The 18,263-nt window shown below is 61.3% G+C and carries 23 protein-coding genes; 22 read left to right on the plus strand and 1 reads right to left on the minus strand.

Annotated features, from left to right (window positions below):
• The first annotated feature begins 81 nt into the window (after window positions 1-81).
• From BLU11_RS19395 to BLU11_RS05095, 18 genes are all read left to right on the plus strand, one after another.
• Window positions 82-252, plus strand: a complete 171-nt coding sequence (locus BLU11_RS19395) for a hypothetical protein (protein WP_172828671.1) — start codon at window positions 82-84, stop codon at window positions 250-252.
• Between the two features lie 20 nt (window positions 253-272).
• Window positions 273-803, plus strand: coding sequence for a phage terminase small subunit P27 family (locus BLU11_RS05015; RefSeq protein ID WP_090272332.1), 531 nt, complete (start codon window positions 273-275; stop codon window positions 801-803).
• Entirely contained in the window at window positions 769-2,517 is a 1,749-nt protein-coding gene (locus BLU11_RS05020) for a terminase large subunit (RefSeq protein WP_090272333.1), read from the plus strand. Before BLU11_RS05015 ends, BLU11_RS05020 begins: the two co-directional genes overlap by 35 nt.
• Window positions 2,514-3,755: a phage portal protein gene (locus BLU11_RS05025; protein WP_090272334.1), complete on the plus strand. Its 1,242-nt coding sequence runs from the start codon at window positions 2,514-2,516 to the stop codon at window positions 3,753-3,755. The genes BLU11_RS05020 and BLU11_RS05025 overlap by 4 nt, the downstream gene beginning before the upstream one ends.
• On the plus strand, window positions 3,745-4,596 hold the full coding sequence (locus BLU11_RS05030) for a head maturation protease, ClpP-related (protein WP_090272335.1): 852 nt from the start codon (window positions 3,745-3,747) through the stop codon (window positions 4,594-4,596). The genes BLU11_RS05025 and BLU11_RS05030 overlap by 11 nt, the downstream gene beginning before the upstream one ends.
• 11 nt (window positions 4,597-4,607) lie before the next feature.
• Window positions 4,608-5,825 (plus strand): phage major capsid protein, encoded by a 1,218-nt coding sequence (locus BLU11_RS05035; RefSeq protein ID WP_090272336.1) that lies wholly within the window; start codon window positions 4,608-4,610, stop codon window positions 5,823-5,825.
• 45 nt (window positions 5,826-5,870) lie between these two features.
• A complete protein-coding gene (locus BLU11_RS05040; protein ID WP_090272337.1) occupies window positions 5,871-6,125 on the plus strand; it encodes a hypothetical protein in 255 nt (84 codons plus the stop codon).
• Between the two features lie 17 nt (window positions 6,126-6,142).
• A complete protein-coding gene (locus BLU11_RS05045) occupies window positions 6,143-6,454 on the plus strand; it encodes a head-tail connector protein (protein ID WP_090272338.1) in 312 nt (103 codons plus the stop codon).
• 1 nt (window position 6,455) lies between these two features.
• Complete coding sequence (locus tag BLU11_RS05050; protein WP_090272339.1) at window positions 6,456-6,788, plus strand: phage head closure protein; 333 nt, start codon at window positions 6,456-6,458, stop codon at window positions 6,786-6,788.
• Window positions 6,781-7,272, plus strand: a complete 492-nt coding sequence (locus BLU11_RS05055; protein ID WP_090272340.1) for an HK97-gp10 family putative phage morphogenesis protein — start codon at window positions 6,781-6,783, stop codon at window positions 7,270-7,272. The genes BLU11_RS05050 and BLU11_RS05055 overlap by 8 nt, the downstream gene beginning before the upstream one ends.
• The gene (locus BLU11_RS05060; protein WP_090272341.1) at window positions 7,269-7,634 is read left to right on the plus strand and encodes a DUF3168 domain-containing protein; all 366 of its coding nucleotides are present in this window, start codon (window positions 7,269-7,271) and stop codon (window positions 7,632-7,634) included. The genes BLU11_RS05055 and BLU11_RS05060 overlap by 4 nt, the downstream gene beginning before the upstream one ends.
• Window positions 7,635-7,702: 68 nt before the next feature.
• Entirely contained in the window at window positions 7,703-8,203 is a 501-nt protein-coding gene (locus tag BLU11_RS05065; RefSeq protein WP_090272342.1) for a phage tail tube protein, read from the plus strand.
• On the plus strand, window positions 8,200-8,550 hold the full coding sequence (locus tag BLU11_RS05070; RefSeq protein WP_090272343.1) for a phage tail assembly chaperone family protein, TAC: 351 nt from the start codon (window positions 8,200-8,202) through the stop codon (window positions 8,548-8,550). The genes BLU11_RS05065 and BLU11_RS05070 overlap by 4 nt, the downstream gene beginning before the upstream one ends.
• Before the next feature lie 32 nt (window positions 8,551-8,582).
• Complete coding sequence (locus BLU11_RS05075) at window positions 8,583-8,846, plus strand: phage tail assembly protein T (protein ID WP_090272344.1); 264 nt, start codon at window positions 8,583-8,585, stop codon at window positions 8,844-8,846.
• Window positions 8,847-9,070: 224 nt separating this feature from the next.
• Window positions 9,071-9,583, plus strand: a complete 513-nt coding sequence (locus BLU11_RS05080) for a hypothetical protein (RefSeq protein ID WP_090272345.1) — start codon at window positions 9,071-9,073, stop codon at window positions 9,581-9,583.
• Entirely contained in the window at window positions 9,583-10,011 is a 429-nt protein-coding gene (locus tag BLU11_RS05085; RefSeq protein ID WP_090272346.1) for a type II toxin-antitoxin system YafO family toxin, read from the plus strand. The genes BLU11_RS05080 and BLU11_RS05085 overlap by 1 nt, the downstream gene beginning before the upstream one ends.
• Window positions 10,012-10,113: 102 nt before the next feature.
• Complete coding sequence (locus BLU11_RS05090; RefSeq protein ID WP_090272347.1) at window positions 10,114-10,440, plus strand: hypothetical protein; 327 nt, start codon at window positions 10,114-10,116, stop codon at window positions 10,438-10,440.
• 67 nt (window positions 10,441-10,507) lie between these two features.
• A complete protein-coding gene (locus tag BLU11_RS05095; protein WP_090272348.1) occupies window positions 10,508-13,471 on the plus strand; it encodes a tape measure protein in 2,964 nt (987 codons plus the stop codon).
• Between the two features lie 4 nt (window positions 13,472-13,475).
• Here BLU11_RS05095 and BLU11_RS05100 read toward each other — a convergent pair whose 3' ends face one another.
• Window positions 13,476-13,730 (minus strand): hypothetical protein, encoded by a 255-nt coding sequence (locus BLU11_RS05100; RefSeq protein ID WP_090272349.1) that lies wholly within the window; start codon window positions 13,728-13,730, stop codon window positions 13,476-13,478.
• A 131-nt stretch (window positions 13,731-13,861) separates the two neighbouring features.
• On the opposite strand from BLU11_RS05100, the gene BLU11_RS05105 reads away from it, so the two are divergent.
• The 4 genes from BLU11_RS05105 to BLU11_RS05115 are packed head-to-tail and all read left to right on the plus strand — an operon-like array spanning window position 13,862 to window position 18,257.
• Window positions 13,862-14,320 (plus strand): hypothetical protein, encoded by a 459-nt coding sequence (locus BLU11_RS05105; RefSeq protein WP_090272350.1) that lies wholly within the window; start codon window positions 13,862-13,864, stop codon window positions 14,318-14,320.
• A 1-nt stretch (window position 14,321) separates the two neighbouring features.
• Complete coding sequence (locus BLU11_RS05110; RefSeq protein WP_090272351.1) at window positions 14,322-14,810, plus strand: DUF1833 family protein; 489 nt, start codon at window positions 14,322-14,324, stop codon at window positions 14,808-14,810.
• Entirely contained in the window at window positions 14,807-15,196 is a 390-nt protein-coding gene (locus BLU11_RS19205; RefSeq protein ID WP_157718559.1) for a hypothetical protein, read from the plus strand. The genes BLU11_RS05110 and BLU11_RS19205 overlap by 4 nt, the downstream gene beginning before the upstream one ends.
• Window positions 15,189-18,257, plus strand: coding sequence for a host specificity factor TipJ family phage tail protein (locus BLU11_RS05115; RefSeq protein WP_157718560.1), 3,069 nt, complete (start codon window positions 15,189-15,191; stop codon window positions 18,255-18,257). Before BLU11_RS19205 ends, BLU11_RS05115 begins: the two co-directional genes overlap by 8 nt.
• The last annotated feature ends 6 nt before the right edge of the window (window positions 18,258-18,263 follow it).

The following is an 18,263-nucleotide window of genomic DNA, read 5'->3' on the forward strand; positions in this document are numbered from 1 at the left end:
AGCCCGTTTGAGGAGTTGAAATGGCCTGTTCTGGCTGTGCGCGTCGACGCGAGTGGATCAAGAAGTGGACACAGGTGGCCTATGACCGAGCACGACAACACATCACTGGCGCCGCTGATCGAGGCACTGATAGCCGAGCAGCGCCAAACCAACCAGTTGCTGATGATGCTGATCGAAGCGCTGGCAGACGAGGGCGGCCCTGACGACGACGCGCCGCCGACGCATTACATGGACGGCAGCCCGATCGGCTGACCGACCGGGAGTGAATGACTATGGCTGGCAACAGCAATTCGGGCCGCCCGCCCAAGCCGGCGGTCGTGCACATGCTGCGCGGCAACCCCAGCAAGAAGAACGCTGCTGCGCTGGAAGCAGAGGTTCGGCAGACGCAGCTGGAGGCAGAGGCACCGGCAATGCCTGACTGGCTGGATGCTGATGCTCAGGTGGAGTGGGATCGGGTAGTGCCTGACCTGCTCAAGCTGGGCCTGATCAGCGGCCTGGACCGCCAGGCCCTGGCGCAGTACTGCGAGGCCGTGAGCGACTACCGACGCTGGACCTTGAAGATCCGCGAGCTGAACGAAAGCCTCGTCAGTCCTGACCGGGGTGATGTGCAGACATACAAGACGGGAGCCAAAGACCTGTCTATCTGGCGCAAATTGCGCAATGACGCTGAGCGACGTGCAGACGCAGCGGGGGCCAAGTTCGGCTTTTCGCCGATGGCCCGCCGCGCCCTGCGCGCCGTAGTAGCGCCGCAAGGTGAGTTGTTCCCCAATGAGCAAAAGCAAATCGTCGACAAGTACTTCTGATCGCGCGACTGCCTATGCCCAAGATGTACTTGCCGGCCGCATCATCGCCGGCCCTGATATCCGCAACGCCTGCCAGCGTCACCTGAACGACCTGGATACCGGCGGTGACCGAGGCCTGATCTGGGATGTGGGCTCAGCCAACCGCGCCCTGGGCTATTACGAAGAAGTGCTCTGTCTGAACGGCGGCGAGTTCGAGGGCCAGCCGTTCATCCTGCTGCCCTGGCAGGCATTCATCATCGGAAGCCTGTTCGGCTGGAAGAGCGCCGACGGGTACCGCCGCTTTCGTACTGCCTACATCGAGACCGCCAAGGGCTCCGGCAAATCACCGCTGGTGGCCGGCATCGGCCTGTACGGCATGACCAGCGACGGCGAAGCGCGGGCGGAGATCTACGCCGCGGCCACCAAGAAAGACCAGGCCATGATCCTGTTCCGCGACGCGGTCTCGATGGTCGACCAGTCGCAACTGCTGGCTGACCGCATAGACAAGACCGGGCGCGGAGAGAAGGTGTGGAACCTCGCGCACCCCGACAGTGGCAGTTTCTTCCGGGCGATCAGTGCCGACGATGGCCAGTCTGGCCCACGCCCGCACGTGGCGCTGCTGGACGAGATTCACGAACACAAGGGCCGCATGGTAGTGGACATGATGCGGGCGGGCACCAAGTCCCGCCGGCAAGCGCTGATCGTGATGATCACCAACAGCGGCCACGACAAAACCACCATCTGCTACGAGTACCACGAATACGGCCAGGCGGTCAGCGCCGGTACCAAGCTCGACGATAGCTTCTTCGCCTTCGTCTGCAGCCTGGACCCGGATGATGACCCGTTCAAGGATGAGGGCTGCTGGCACAAGGTCAACCCCAGTCTGGCGTTCGGCAAGCCCGGCGACGCCAACGGCGGTGTGCCCGGTTACAAGTACCTGCGCGAGCAGGTCACCGAAGCCCGGGGCATGCCGTCGAAAGAATCCACCGTCCGCCGGCTGAACTTCTGCCAGTGGGTAGATGCCGAGAACCCATGGATCTCCGGCCCACTGTGGATGCGCTGCGAAAGCGAATTCGAACTCGAGGAACTGCTGGGTGAAGAGTGCTACGGCGGCTTGGACTTGTCCGGCTCCAGAGACCTGACAGCCTTGGCGCTGTACTTCCCCCGCCAGCGCAAAGCCTTCGTCGAGTTCTGGACGCCGGGCGACTCGCTGCAAGACCGGGCCCGCACCGACCGCGTGCCGTATGACGCATGGCTGCGCAACGGCCACATCCACGCCCCGCCGGGCATGGCGGTGGACTACGGCTTCGTCGCCTCGCGTATTGGTGAGCTGACGCAGATGTTCCAGATACAGGGTCTCGCCTTTGACCCGTACCGCATCAAGTACATGGAACCGGAGCTGGACGCCGAAGGGGTGCAGATTGAACTGATATCCCACGGCCAGGGCTACTACAAATCGCAGCAGTCGGGACTGTGGATGCCGCGCTCTATTGAACTGCTCGAAGCGGCTCTCACCGGCCAGCAGATCGAGATCAAACCCAACCCTTGCCTGCGCTGGAACGCCGCCGGCGCCGTGCTTGAAGCCGACCAGAAAGACAACCGCATCTTCGCCAAACGAAAAAGCACGGGCCGTATCGACGGCATCGTGGCGTTGGCGATGGCGGTGGGAGCTGCCGGTGAACACGAGCCAGTAGCGGACATAGCAGCCTTCTTAATGGACCCGATCATCGTATGAAGAATCAGCAGAAGAAACCGGGCCGGGTCAAGGCGGCAGTGTTGGGGTGGCTCGGTGTGCCGGTCGGCTTGACCGACGAAGCATTCTGGGCTCACTTCGGTGCCAACGTCGCCGGCCAAGAGGTCAACGAGCGCACGGTAATGCAGCTGTCCGCCGTCTGGGCCTGCGCCCGGTTGATTGCCGAAACCATCTCAACGCTACCGATCAGCCTTTACGAGCGCACCAGCACAGGCCGCCAGTCGGCCAGCCACCACCCGATCTACACGCTGATCCACAGCCGCCCGAACGCGGACAGTACCGCCGCCGTGTTCTGGGAAGCGGTCATCCTGTCCATGCTGCTCCGTGGTAATGGCTTTGCTGAGATGAAATGGATTGGCGACCGGCTGATTGCCCTGGTGTTCCTATCGCCTCGGCGCCTCAGCATCAGCCGCGACAGCAAAGGCAAGCGTATCTACCGCTACACCGAAGGGGATGGCACCCAACGAGTAATCCCGGAGAAGAACATATTCCGCATTCCTGGATTCACCGCAGACGGCAACTGGGGACTGTCGACCATTGAGTTCGGCGCCCAGGTGTTCGGCTCGGCCCTGGCGGCCAGTAATGCCGCAAACACCACGTGGGAGCGTGGCTTATCCCCCACCGTGGCTTTCACGATGCAGCAGGTGCTCAAGCCTGAGCAGCGCCAAGAATTCCGCAAGAACCTTCAGGACGTGTCCGGCGCCATCAACGCCGGCAAGTCACCGCTGCTGGAAGGCGGCATGGATGCCAAGACCATCGGGATCAACCCCAAGGATGCACAGCTGTTGGAGTCCCGCGCATTCAGCGTTGAAGAGATCTGCCGCTGGTTCCGGGTACCGCCGTTCATGGTTGGTCACAGCGAGAAGTCCACCAGCTGGGGTACCGGTATTGAGCAACAGCTTATCGGCTTCCTGACCTTCACCCTGCGCCCTTGGCTGACCCGCATCGAGCAGGCCATCAACAAGGATCTGCTCAGCCCGGTCGACCAGCTGCGCTACTACGCCGAGTTCAACGTGGAAGGGCTGCTGCGCACCGACAGTGCTGGCCGCGCCGCCTACCTCGGCACCATGACCGAGAAAGGCCTGATGACGCTGGACGAAGGCCGCGCCAAAGAGAACCTGCCGCCTAAAGGCGGGAACGCAGACAAGTTGATGGTCAACTCCGCAATGATGCCAATCGACCAATTGGGCCAGTCCCAGGGGAACAACAATGCCTCGTAGAACCATGCCGGCCGCGAACGTGCGGCGACCCCGTAACGGGATGCGCTTCGACCTATCGCCCAAGGCGCTGGATTTGTGGAACCCCAGCATTCGTGCAGCGGCCACCGATGAGCCAACCATCAACGTCTTCGACGTGATCGGTGAAGATTACTGGACAGGCGAAGGCGTGACCGATAAGCGTATCGCCGCTGAACTCAGGTCCATTGGCAACCGCGACGTAACGGTGAATATCAATAGCCCTGGTGGCGACATGTTCACTGGCATGGCCATCTACAACATGCTGCGAGAGCACCCCGGCCACGTCACAATCAATGTGTTGGGCGTGGCTGCCAGCGCCGCCTCGGTCATTGGCATGGGCGGGGATGAGGTGCGTGTTGCCCGCGCTGGCTTCCTGATGATCCACAACGCTTGGATCTGGGTACCGGGCAACCGCCATGAGCTGCGTGAGTTCGCCGACTACCTGGAGCCCTTCGACGCCACCATGGCAGACATCTACGCCGCCCGCACGGGTGCAGATGCCGCGGCCATGCAGAAGCTGATGGACGCCGAAAGCTGGATTGGCGGCAGTGCTGCTGTAGACCAGGGCTTTGCTGATGATCTACTGGCCTCTGACCAGATCGAGGATGGCGGATCTCACCCGGCCTCGCTGGCCGTCCGACGAGTTGAAAACGCGCTGCGTGCTTCCGGCATGCCACGCTCCGAGGCCATGCGCCTCATATCCGAGTTCAAGGCCGGGCTGCGTGATGCGTCCGGTAACGGTGAGCGTGACGCCACCGACAAAGCAGCGGCCAAGGCCCTGCAAGAAACTGCCGCACTTGCGGCGTCACTGCTAAATCGTTAGGAGACATATCCATGTCCGAAGTTGAAGAAAGCATCAAGGCCATCAACGCCAGCCTGAAGCAGGTCGGCGATCAGTTGCGGGCCCAAGCGGAATCGTCCGAGAAGGAAATCAAGGCTCACAGCAAAATGTCGGAAGAAACCAAAGCCAGCGTCGACAAGCTGCTGATCACCCAGGGTGAACTGCAGGCGCGGCTGCAGGCTGCCGAACAGCACATGGTTAAGATGGAAGAAGGCGGTGGCCGTGAAGCGCCCAAGTCCATGGGCCAGTCCTTCGTTGAATCCGAAGGGATGGCAGAGTTTGCCGCCCGTGCTGCCGTCGGCAACAAAGGCAGCTTCACCGCACCGGTCAAAGCAGCCATCACCAACCTGGACAGCAGCGCCGGCAACCTCGGTGAGCCGACCCGTGTTGGTCTTATCAACCCGACCCAGCAGCGCCTGTTCGTACGGGATCTGCTCAGCTGGGGCCGCACCACCTCGAACTCCATCGAGTACGTGCGCGAAACCGGCTTCACCAACAACGCAAACGTAGTAGCTGAGAACCCGGTCGATCCCAAGCCGGAATCGGATCTGACGTTCGAGCTGGATACCGATCCGGTAGCGACCATTGCCCACTGGGTGCGCGCATCCCGTCAGGTGTTGTCGGACATCCCCATGCTGCAAAGCTACATCGACGGCCGCCTGCGTTATGGCCTCAAGCTCAAGGAAGAAGCGCAGCTGCTCAAGGGCTCCGGCGTCGGCTTGAACCTGAACGGCCTGTACACCCAGGCATCAGTATTCGCCAACCCCGGCGTAACGGTGCAGGCAGAAACTGCCATCGACCGTCTGCGCATTGCCCTGCTGCAGGTCACCCTGGCCGAATACGAAGCCGATGGCATCGTGCTCAGCCCGATCGACTGGGCAATGATTGAGCTGACCAAGACGGCGGATAACCAGTACCTGTTCACCACCCCGACCGGGTTGGCTGTGCCGGGCCTGTGGGGTCGCCCCGTGGTGCCGACTAAATCCCTGGCCGCGGGTGAGTACCTCGTTGGCAGCTTCCAGCAGGGCGCGCAAGGCTGGGACCGCGAGGATGTATCGGTCACCGTCTCCACCGAAGACCGCGACAACTTCGTGAAGAACATGGTCACCATCCTCTGTGAAGAGCGGGTTGGCCTGTCGGTCTATCGCCCGGAAGCGTTCGTCAAAGGTGACTTCGATGGTCTGCCGGTGCAGCCGGAACCCGCGGCGTAACATCCAGCGGGGCGAAAGCCCCGCTCTCTACCTGGAGACAGAATCATGCCCAAAGTGATTGCGCTTCACTCTTTCACCCATAACGGTGAAAGCCGCGCCCGCCACTCCGAATGGCCTACCAGCGAGAAAGATGCAGCAGCGTTGGCCCGGGCCGGTCTGGTCCGTATCAAGGGCGGCGAGCCTGCAGCAGCCATCAAGCCCGCGCCCACGAAGAAACCCGCGGCCCGCAAGAAACCTGCCGCGCCCAAGCAGCCAACCACGAAAGCTGACGACCCGAAGCCGGGCCAATTGACCGCGTGATATAGGAAGGTGACCGCATGCCGATCTTGCTCAGTGACGTGAAGATTCACCTGCGGCTGGATCCGGAGCCTGACGCCGATACCGACCGCGAGCTGGAAGGCATGCTGGCCGCGGCGATCGACAATGCCAGCCAGTACATCAACCGTCCCATACCCTGGGTTGATGAGCAGGGGAATGAAGTGTTCCCGCCTTCGGTGCGTGCGGCCATCCTGCTGATTGTTGGGGACCTGCACGAGAACCGGGAGGGCATTATCACCGGTACCATCGTCGCACGAAACCCGACAGTCGAAAGGCTGCTGCACTTCTACCGCGTCGGGCTGGGGGTGTGACATGCGCAATGGACCGCTCCGGCATCGCATCACCCTACAACAGCGGGTGCAGGTGCAAGACCCGGTAACGGGGGAAGTGGTGCCCGGCTGGATTGACTGGGCCCGGCCCATGGCTCGGATCGAGCCGCTATCGGCCCGGGATTTCATTGCGGCCAAGGCGGCGCAGTCTGAGGTTACTGGACGCATCGTCATCCGGTACCGGGAAGGGGTGCTGCCCACCATGCGCATTCTGTACCGGGGCAAGGTGTACAGCATTCACGGCGTGTTGCCCGATACCAAAAGCGGCCGGGAATATCTGACGCTGCCCGTCAGCGAGGGGGTACGTGATGGCTGACGGAATCCAATTCAGCCTCACCGGCGTGGATGAGCTGATCGCCACCCTCAACGCAGTCACCTACGACACCAAGCGCAAGGGCGGTCGGTTCGCGTTGCGCAAGGCGGCGCAGGCGATCCGAGACGCGGCCAAGCGCAACGCGGAAGGTCTGGACGATCCCTCTACCGGCAGACAGATCGCGGCCAACATCAAGGAGCGTTGGAACGGTCGCCACTTCAAGCGCACTGGAGACCCAGCGTTCCGGGTGGGTGTGCAGCACGGCGCCGTCATCCGTGAGAAGGGCAACCCCGACCCAGGCGTCAACGGCCCCACGCCGCACTGGCGGCTGCTGGAGCTGGGTACCGAGAAGATGCGCGCCCAACCCTTCATGCGCCCAGCTCTGGAAAACAACATCGGCCTGGCGACCGACACCTTCGTGCGCGAGTTCGAGAAGTCGCTCGATCGGGCCATCAAACGCGCTGCCAAGACTGGAGGGTCAGCATGACGCCACCGATCTTTACTGTTGCTGCCGCTGACCCAGTAGTGACCGCGCTACTCGGTACCGACCCGGTACGCTTGTTCCCGTTCGGAGAAGCACCGGAAGGGGTGGAATACCCATACGCCACTTGGCAGGGCATCGGCGGTGCACCAGAGAACTACCTCGGCAACCGCCCCGACATAGACCGCATCGCCCTGCAGGTGGACGTGTGGGCCAAGACCGGCAGCTCGGCAACGGCGGTAGCCAATGCCCTGCGTAACGCCATTGAACCCCACGCCTACATCACCGCCTGGCGCGGCGATGGCCGGGACACCGAGACCGGCAGTTACCGCGTGAGTTTCGATATCGACTGGCACGTCGAGCGATAGCAGAACCAACCCCAACCCAACCCGCTAAGGCGGGTTTTTTGTACCCAAAACCCGCGAGGAAATATCCTATGGCAATGCTCACCCAAGGCACAGAGGTTTACGTGCTGGCCCCCAGTGCGGCCGATCCGTCGGTCATGGAAGTGCTGGAAATCGAATGCGCTACCGCGTTCACCCCTGGCGGCAACCCCGCCGACCAGATTGAAACCACCTGCTTGAGCGACACCGTGCGCAGCTACCTGCGCGGGCTTCGCACCCCTGGCCAAGCTTCGCTGACCATCAACGCCGACCCGCGCAACCCGTCCCACGTACGGCTGCATGAGCTGAGCGAAGATGACAGCATTGAAGACCTGGCCTGGGCTGTTGGCTGGTCCGATGGCAAGGGCCTTGCGCCGACTGTCAGCACCGATGGTGATGACTTCGAATTGCCGAGCGACCGCACCTGGTTCGTGTTCCGCGGCTACGTCTCGGACTTCCCGTTCGACTTCGCGGCCAACACCGTTGTTACCACGGCGGCCACCATTCAGCGCAGCGGCGGTAGCGCGTGGATTCGCAAGGTGGTGACCCCGTGAACCTGAGCATCGATTCCCTGAAAGAAATGGGCGCCTTCACCGGCGCCCCGGTTAAGCGTGAGATCACCTGGGAGCAGGGCGATAAGCAGCTGACCGCGACCGTCTTTGTGCGGCCACTGTCGTACCTGTCGGCCAAGTCAGACCTGCTGGCCATGGGCGGCAAGGGTGACGCGGTGGCCGGGCGCATTGCGGCCAGCATCTGCGATGCCGAGGGCAAGCCAGTGTTCACCCCCGAGGACATCACCGGCGAAGCCGACCCCGAGCGCGGCCCGCTGGATGGCAACCTGACCATGGCCCTGCTTGCTGTCATCGGCGAGGTCAACGGCCTGGGAAAGACGACGAGCTGACCGACGAGGATGAGCTCTGGCATGAACTGGTAATGTGCGGCATCGGCGGCCGCACCATCGCCGAGGCCCAGCAGCGCATCAGTTTGCCAGAGTTCATCCGCTGGTCCCGGTACCGCCGAAAGCGGGGCAGCTTGAACCTGGGGCTGCGGGTCGAGCGCGGATCAGCTCTACTGGCTACCCTGTACGCGAACACCCATAAGGGCAAGGACACCGCCGCCTTCCAGCTCCACGACTTCGCGCCGCATCATGACCAGCCTGAGCTGACGTTGGAGCAGGCGATGGCGACGTGGGGGTAGGCATATCATCGACCGGGCGCGCATACGCCGTAACGAGCACATAGTCAATGATCTGTTGAAACCTGTGTCGGAAGTCGACATAATCATTATCCGAAACAAATCAATGCCTGCTTCCTAAGCAGGCATTTCCCGTTTCGGCGCAACGATCACCAAGCGGACGGTGTCGGATGTGTATAGGGCCCTGATGAGTGGGCGCCATGAGATTTTCATTTGGAGAACCATCTATGAGCAAAGCAACGCCAGCAGTGATTACAGCTGCACTGGGGCTTATGGTTGGCTATGATTCTGCCGTCGGTGCTGCCGCCCCGAGCGAGCCGGTAGCGCGCAATGAGCGTCACCAGGATCTGCAACGGGTGGCTGACAACATCCATTCTGTTATCTCAGACGCCCGAGCTCTGGAAGCGACCTATACATCTCTCGTCAAAAGGGCGACCAATACCGATATTCGTGCATTCGTCTCTCCTGATGACCTGGGTACTCTTGAAGAGCTCCTTAAGAACCTGCGTGGCGTGGAGGTCGGTTTAAAGGGAGCAGACGTACCAGCGGAGCTCATGGATCTCCATATGCAAGTGCGCAGAGCAATTGCTAAGGGGCGTTCTCGGGTGGCAGCATTCTACAGCTTAGCTTGGCAGGCGTACACGGAGCCCAAGGTGGTTGCCGCGCGTGCGAGCGGTGAGGGGCTCAGATCTTTGGCCGATCACACGACTCGTCGGTTAGTTGAGCTGGCGAATGCTTAATGTCAGGGATCATCGTCGAATACCACCCGCGCACTTTTGAAGAGTTTTTTTTGGAGCCGCTGAAAGACTTCCCGAACTTGGCGGAAGATCTGAAGGCTGACTTTTTTAGCTACAAAGCGCACGGTGAGCTACCTTCGACCTTTGGGCGGGATGCCTCGTATACCCAGCCTTACTCGGCGTATAAGGCTCATCTGATGCATATCCACCTGAAGCTGCCCCCCGAGACCTTTCCCGAAAACTTGCCTCAGGACGACCGCAAATGCACTCGTCGGAAAGATGCTGCGATCGTATATGTTCAGGGTGAGCTAGAAGAAAACCTGTACTGCATTCTCGGAGTCTTGTATCCGAACGCGCACGCTAAGGCGCGAGAGGACAAAATCATGCGATATCTTGCGCGGTTGGCCCAGGAGTTTAGGGATGCCCATTAGGGAGCAGTGAGTTCGTCTTCCAGTCTGAATAGCAGGCGGATGGCGGCGCAAAGGAAGCGAAGGGAGCTATGGTGTATCACTGGATATCAAAGGAGTTGGCAAATGATGAAGCGTCTTGCTTTTCTGTTTGGAGTTCTAATGGCCCCCATGCTTTTGCAAGCGGCCGAGCTTTCTGCTGAGGATGAGAGAGCCCTCAGAAGCGCGCTAGACGAGCATCTACGTGATGCAGACAGTGCAAAATTCAAAGATCTGAAGTACGGAGCAGAAGGATCGTTCTGCGTGAAAGTAAACGCAAAGAACGCTTACGGGGCTTATGCCGGTTATAGCCCCTTTATGGGCATGAAGCTCCAGAGTGGAAAATTTTTCATCTTGAAGGGTGGGTCCTCTGCAGTTGAGCAGGTATGCCGACAGCAAGGGATGTTGGACTAGATTCAGCGAGCAAAAGTGATTACATACAAACCCGCTTCGGCGGGTTTTTTATTGCCTGGAGAAAATCATGGCAAGCAAATCCCTCGGGGTTTTGACGCTTGATCTAGTCGCCAAGACAGGCGGCTTTGAGCAGGGCATGGACAAGGCGCAGCGCTCCTCCGAGAAGTGGCGTAAGCGCGTAGATGATGATATGCGTGGAGCCTCCGCCAGTTCGGAAAAGGCGTTCTCGTCTATAGCTGGTAATGCCGCGAAAATGGCGGGAGCCATTGGCCTAGTTCTGTCGACGCAACAAATTATTGATTATGCAGACGGCTGGTCCGAGCTTAGCGCCCGGGTAGCTAACGTGGTCGGCCCGGGGGGCGATGCGGATAGCGTAATGCGGTCCATTGCCACTACGGCGCGTAGCACCTACACATCGCTCAACCAGACAGCCGAAGCTTTCCTGAATAACGCAATGGCGCTGACTGAGCTCGGCTACAGCACAGAGCAGCAGTTGCAGGTGTCGGATGCCCTGAACAACGCGCTCGTGATCTCTGCCACCCGCGGGCAGCAGGCCGAGTCGGTGATGCAGGCGTTGTCCAAGTCCATGGCAGCCGGCGTGCTGCGCGGTGATAACTGGAACACCGTGCTGCAGAGTGGGGGGCGTATTGTCCAGGCACTGGCTGATGGTCTTGGCGTAACAACTATTGAGTTGCGCAAGATGGCCGAGGACGGCCTGCTAACCACTGAGAAGGTTGTGACCGCGCTGACATCACAGCTGGAAGTGCTCAGGGCTGAGTCTGACGCAATGGCCGCCGCGGTAGTGGACGGGGTTGGCCAGATCGGTAACTCCTTATTGGCACTGATAGGGATTACTGATCAAAGCATAGGGGCGAGCGGCTCACTCGCGAATGCTTTGGTAGCTGTGGCCGACGCAATCCGGCCCTTTGATAACGCTGGCAACCTGAAGGCTTGGGCGGAAAATCTGCACCTTGTAGCAGATGCAGGCGCGGTAGTTGCTTTGGTAATCGGAAGTCGAGTTGCCGGTGCTGCGACAACATCTGCTTATGCCTTCACTATGGCGACTGCGGAGTCCATACGCTACCAGGCAACGCTGGCCCAAATGGCAGGTGTGTCGAACATCACCGCAGCACGTCTGACGGCACTGTCGGTTGCGGCGCGTACTGCGTCTGCGGCCATGGCCCTGGTTGGCGGCCCGGTGGGGGCAGTGATCCTGGCGGCGGGTGCACTGACCTACTTTGCAACTCGGGCCAGCGAGGCCGAGCGGGAAGCCGAAGCGCTGGATGGGCGCATAACCAAGCTGGGCGGCAGCTTCGACAAACTGACTGCAGCCCAGGCATCCGCAGCCATTCTGGATTATGACCAGAAGCTGGCGTCGGCCACGCTTACCATGCAAGCCGCCGAGGCCAAGGCGTTCACGCTGCGCCGGAATCTGGAACAGTTCCCTAATTCCAAAAAGGCGGAACAGTGGGGTACGGATCTGATTCGCGCTGAGGGCGCGGTGGATGACGCTCGCACTGAGGTCGACGCCATCAATTCCAGCCTTGAGCGGCTGAACGGTATTGTGCAGGCCGGTGGAGCTGGTGCGCTGGCGGATGATGCCAATGAAGCGTCTGAGGCTTTCCAGAAACTCAACCGCCAGTTGGTCGAGCGTCTGGCTTTGGTTGGGCTGAGTACTGAGGCCGAGCGGCTGGCCGCCCGCGTAGCTGGTGGCTATGTCGAGGGTCTTGAGGAGGGAGAAGGCGAGCTGCTGGTTGCGATTCAAAAGCAAATCGACGCCCGTGAAGAATCAATCGCAGCAGAAGAGCGCAGGACGAAAGTCGCAGCGGATGCCAGTAAGGCAGCTGCCCAGGCTGAAAAATCCCGCCTCGAGGCTATCGCCAACGAGATCACCGCCCTTGAGCGTGCCGCCACTACCTGGGGCATGACATCAGATGAGGTGAAGTTGTACACCCTCGCGGCGCAAGGCGCATCGGAGGAACAGCAGCTCCAGGCGGCCAACGCTCTGCGCGTAGTTGAATCCCTGAACGCCCAAGCCGAAGCGCACAAGCGGGTTCGGGAAGAACAGGGCCGCATCAACTCCGAGGCCGTGGGGATCGCTGAGAGCCTCCTGACAGAAGAAGAATCGATACTCGCCAGCTACGATCGGCGGCGGCAGATCATTCTGGATAATACCAAGATCACCGGCGAGGCCCAGACCGAGCTGTTGCGCCGGCTGGAAGAAGAGCGAAACGAGCAGCTGATTGAAGTTAATGGCAGCTACTGGGAGAAGTGGCTTGCTGGGGCCGAAGAGGCGCTGACAAGTTTTGACGAGCTGGCTGGCAACGTGGTTGAGCAGTTCTCCGGCCAGTTCGGCGATGCGTTTGAATCCATGGTGTTCGATGCGGAGACCGTGGACGAAGCCATACAGGGCATGGCTGAAAGCATGGCGCGTTCAGTTGTGAATGCGTTGGGGCAGATGGCTGCGCAATGGCTGGCCTATCAGGCTGTTCAGCTGCTGGTTGGCAAGACGGCCCAGTCAAGCGCCGCCACCGCGATGACCGGTAATGCTTACGCTGGTGTAATGCAGGCCGGCATCAGTGCGTTCGCCAGCACGGCAGCTATCCCCATCGTTGGCCCCGTATTAGCCCCCGCCGCGATGGCCGGTGCTATCGCGGCAACATCTCCGCTGGCCGCGGCCGTGAGCACGTTCTCGCTGATGGGCATGGCCCACGATGGTATCGACTCGGTACCGCAGACGGGCACCTGGCTGCTTGAGAAGGGGGAGCGGGTTACCACCGCGGAGACCAGCGCCAAGCTGGATGCCACGCTTGCCCGGGTGGAGGCTGGGCAGACGGGTGGTGGAGGTGCGGGTGGATTACCGCCAGTGGTCAACATTTACGAGGACGCGAGCAAGGCTGGTCAGAAGCGGAGCTGGGTAGATCAGGACGGGCGACAGGTTCTGGATCTATGGATTGCCGATTTCATGGGCGAGGGGAAAACCTTCAAAGCGGTGGCCCGAAAAATTGGTGCGAGGGCGGTGGGTGGGTAAGCGTTCAACCACCTGGCTTAAGCCCGGTGGCGTCGTCGATGTCTATCGAGATTTCGACAAACTCGTCTTCCCCCTTAACGAATTCCATGTCCATGCCGGGAATGAGAGTGTATTTGAAGGTCCATCCCTTCGATGTAGTTATTGAGATATGGACGGGGCCTGCGTGACCCGGGAAGCAGATCCTGCCCTCCCCGCCGACAGGTATTGAACGGATCATCTCAGTGATCTGATGAGACAGTTCTTCAGAGTTATTAAGCATGGCCGCTCTCCATTGGTTTAGACAGTGATAGCACGAAGCGAATGGATAGCCAAGCTCCCCTTAGCTAGCTTCTATGAGATCCCGCCTCGGCGGGATTTTTTATGCCCGCAGAAAAGTGCAGGAAAGCATCCATGATCCAATACCCAGCAGGCCTGCCCTGCTTCGAGCGTACCGGCTACGGCCTGAAGACCAAAGACCCGCAACTGCGCTCCGAGCTGGAGTCTGGCCGGTCGCGGCCGCGGCGCAAGTTCACCCAAACCCCGACCGCCATCGAGGTGGTCACCCGGCCCATGAACGATGCCCAGGCCCAGCTGTTCGAGGCTTGGTGGGAGCAGGTGTTGGTCAGCGGTACCAAGTGGGTTGACCTGCCCCTGAAAACGCCCTTGGGCATGCAGCATTACACGGCTCAGTTTGTCGGCATTTACGACGGCCCGCTGTTGGTGGGCGTCAGCCATTGGCGCTTCAGCTGCACTGTGGTGCTCCGCAAACGCCCCCTGATCCCAGCCCCCTGGGCCGCACAGGCCCCGGATTGGATCCTGAATGCTGGCAAGTTCGACCGGCTCATGAACGACACCTGGCCGGAGGCCTGACATGGCGACACCCCTTGACACGATATATGCCAGCGGCGGGGAGGCATTGATTGTTTCCCATGAGCTGCAGTGCGACGCGTGGCCCGGGCCGATCCGGCTGGTGGATGAATACGAAGACCTGGTGCTGGGTTTGGAAGACGGCACGGCGGCGCTGTTCGAGGGTAGCGGCATTGACTTTGCGCTACCCAAAACAAACGCCAGTGGCCAGCAGACGATGAGGTTCGCGATCGACAACGTGCGCGGGGAGGCGCAGCAGTTGATTGACTTGGCGATTGAGGCTGGTGCGCGGGTGGTGATGATTGCGCGCAAGTATGCCGGCGATGACTTGTCAGCGCCGCTGGAGCGGCCAATGCGCTTTACGGTACACAGTTCCGCTATGGCCATGAACACCGTGCGCCTGGAGGCAGGTTTCTTCGACATGCTGGGTCGCCGTTGGCCCATCCACTTCTATACCGCGGACGAGTTCCCCGGCGTCACGTACATGGTATGAGCACATTACTGCAATACCTGCAGGCACCCTATGTGGTCGGTGCTCGCGGGCCGGATGCTTATGACTGCTGGGGGCAGGTGCGCGAGGTGCGCCATTTGCTGTGCGGTAAGTCACTTCTGCCATTGTACCCGGCGGCCAACTGCCGCAACCCGCGGGAGATCACACGCTGCTGGCGGGAGGGCACCGCGCCCATGCGCCCCTGCGGGCCAGAGCACGGCGCGATCGCCTCGGTATTTCGCGGCAAGCTGTGCATCCATGTGGCTGTGGTGCTGGCGGTGCCGGAGGGCTTGCGCGTGCTGGAGACCAATGAGGGGACCGGCGCCCGCATCATGCGGGTGGACGAGTTCGAGCGGCTGTATCTACGGGTGGAGTATCACAATGATTGAGATGTACCCCAGCTATTTGGATGGCGCCCCGCTGGCCACCTACCGCACCCGCAAGCGCATGACCATCGAGGCGTGGTTGCTGGCCAACATGGACACCTATGCCGACCGCGATCCGGCGAAGACTGGCCGGATGGTGGTGTTGCTCAATGGTGAAGAAGTGCCGTCGCCGGAGTGGCCGGAAGTGGAGTTTGGGCCGGACGATTACGTGCGAATCCACCCAGCGGCGCGCAGTGGCGCGGGCAAGGCCTTAGGTGGTTTGCTCAGCGGTGCGTTCAAGGTGCTGGACGTCATGTTCCTGGGCACGCTCAGTGGCTTGCTTGGCGCCATGACGCCGTCAATGAAAACCAGCAGCAGCCGCCAGTCCCAGGGTGATCGCCTTTCCGAAGCGACCATCAAGACCAACTCGGCAAAGATCAATACGCCGATCCGGGTGGCCGCTGGTCGCAACCGCATCTACCCGGACATCATCATGCCGCCGCGCCGTTACTTCACCGCGCCGACCGAGCAGAAGATTGATCTGCTGCTGTGTTTCGGCTGGGGTGACTACGACCTGACCTCAGCTGATCTGCTGATTGGCGATACTCGAGCAATCGCGCTGGGTGAGGATTTTCAGTCCACGATCTATTCACCCGGTGCAGACCTGGGCGCAGACGTGCGGCACGAATGGTGGCACCAGGCGCCGGAGGTGGGCGCCAGTAGCAAGGGCAGCGCCGGTTTGGAGCTGCGCGCCACCTTTGATGTGGACCCCGACCTGCGCGATGTGTCGGAGCTGACATTCACCGACGATGTGGTGTTCATCCCCACCGGTGCGGGTCAGTACCCTGAAGGCTGGACCAATGGGGCGGTCGTGCGCATCGAGCAGTTCCGGGATTACACGGTGTTGGATGGCATGCGCATCCGTGGCCCGCTGGGGCAGCTCGCGCCGTTCCCGGGCATGCAGATAGAAATCATCGGGGAGAGCGAAGGGCTGTACCGTGTTGGCACTTACACGCCGTACAGCCCCGAGGTGCCAGCCGATCCCGGCAGCGCGAGCATGGCGACCGGATCAGCAGCCCCGGCCACCTTTGACTTTGCCGCAGCGCCGGTAACGTTCAACGTGCTGTTCAACAACGGGATATTCCCGATCAACCTGGCAGCAGATGTAAGCGATATGACAGGCTTGCTCGCCGCCCTGAGCGCCCAGCTGCCGGCGCAGATTCGCGCGGGGCAGGTGGGTGACGCGGTGCGGCTCACAGAGCATTCGCCCTACAGCGGCGCGGCCATCACCGTCAGTGCCGGGGCCGGCAGTGTGTTCGGCTCGCTCAGTTATGTGGCCGGTACCGCGACCACCGCGGCCCAGCCCGAGGTGGTCGCGCAGATGACCCTGACCTTTGCGGATGGGTCGCCGGTGACCGGTTTGGTGAGCGGCACCCAGCGCATGGCAATTGGATACGCCGGCCTGCGGTACCGGATTATCGCTGGCGGTGAATACAGTATTGCGGTGGAGCGCCTGACTGATACCGGGGCGACCGATGAGGATTGGCCGGGGTTTGACTTCTTTACTGCCGTTGACGCGGTGCTGACGCTCGATGACAGCAGCCTGGAGGGCGACTGGTGCGGGTGGTTCGCCGTATGCCCGGAGGGGGAGGTGGTCGACGCCATCGAATGGGATGTGTTCTTCCCGGGCGGTCTGATCTACATCAACGACAAGGGCCGCAAGCGGTCACTGTCGGTTACCTGCGATCTGGAGTGGCGCGAGCTCGGATCCGTCGCCCCAGGTACCCGAATCAGCAAGACCTATACCCAGGCTACTCAGGACCAGATCGGGTTCACTGAGCGGGAGATCCTGCCGGCCCCGGTACGACCAGAAGTGCGCATGCGGCGTATTGGCGCCAAGTCCACCTCGGTGGGGGCGTCTAATGCGGTGCAGTGGTACGGATTGAAGGGCCGCATCCCCCGGGCGCCGACCGCCTATGAGGGCGTGACCCTGGCTGCTGTGACCATCGCCGGCGGGGACCGCTTAGCCGCGCAGGTAGAAAACCGCATCAGTGGCAAGACTACCCTCAAGCTGCCCCTGATGGATGGCGGCTTTGGCCCCACGCGGGACATCGCCCCTTGGGTGCGCTACGTGTGCCATAGCGTGGGCTACAGCGATGACGACATCAACATGGCCGAGCTCCGGCGCCTGCATGATATCTGGTCTGCCCGGGGCGATTACTACGACGATATGATTGAAGACAACGGAACCGTCAAGCAGGTGCTCAACGACGCCCTGGGCGCAGGCTTTGCCGAGCTGACCGTGCAGCGCGGGCTGATCCATCCCGTGCGGGACGAGCCGCGGTCTACCTTCGATGACGCCTTCATGTTCAGCGCGCAGAACTACCTGGCCGGCGGTGGCCTGGTGAAGACGACCGAGATGTTCAAGCACGACGACTTCGACGGCGTCGACGTGGAGTACATCGACCCGGACACCAACCAGTGGGAGACGGTGAAATGCCGGCTACCCGGTGACCTGGGCCTGCGCGTGGACAAGATCCGCGTGCAGGGCGTGAAGGACCGCACCCGCGCCTGGCGTATCGGCATGCGGCACCGCCGAGCGCTGCAGTACCGTCGCACGCAGTTCAGCTGGTCCACGGAAATGGATCTGTTCAACTGCGGCTACATGAGCTTCGTCTCGCTGACCGACGACGTGCCAGGCTACGGCCAGAGCGCCCTTGTTGAAAACGTGGAATACCGCGACGGCAAAGCGCTGCTGGAATCCACCGAGCCGCTGCACTGGGAAGAAGGCCAGAGCTACCTCATCGGCTTGCGCCGGCCAGATGGCAAGCTGTCGGGACCGTACCCAGCCACCCAGGTGGATGAGTACACAGCGCAGATCGACATCCCCGACTTCGACGTGATCCCATACAGCGAAGCACCGGACATCGAGCCGACGCACCTACAGTTCGGCCCGGCCCAACGCTGGAGCTACGTGGCCCTGGTGCAAGACGTATCACCCAACGGCCTCACCCAAGCCACCGGCACCGCCGTCAATTACGACGAACGGGTCTACGCCGACGACGACAACTTCGTACCCGCTTAAACCCTA

It is taken from the genome of Halopseudomonas litoralis, assembly GCF_900105005.1.
GTDB lineage: Bacteria > Pseudomonadota > Gammaproteobacteria > Pseudomonadales > Pseudomonadaceae > Halopseudomonas > Halopseudomonas litoralis.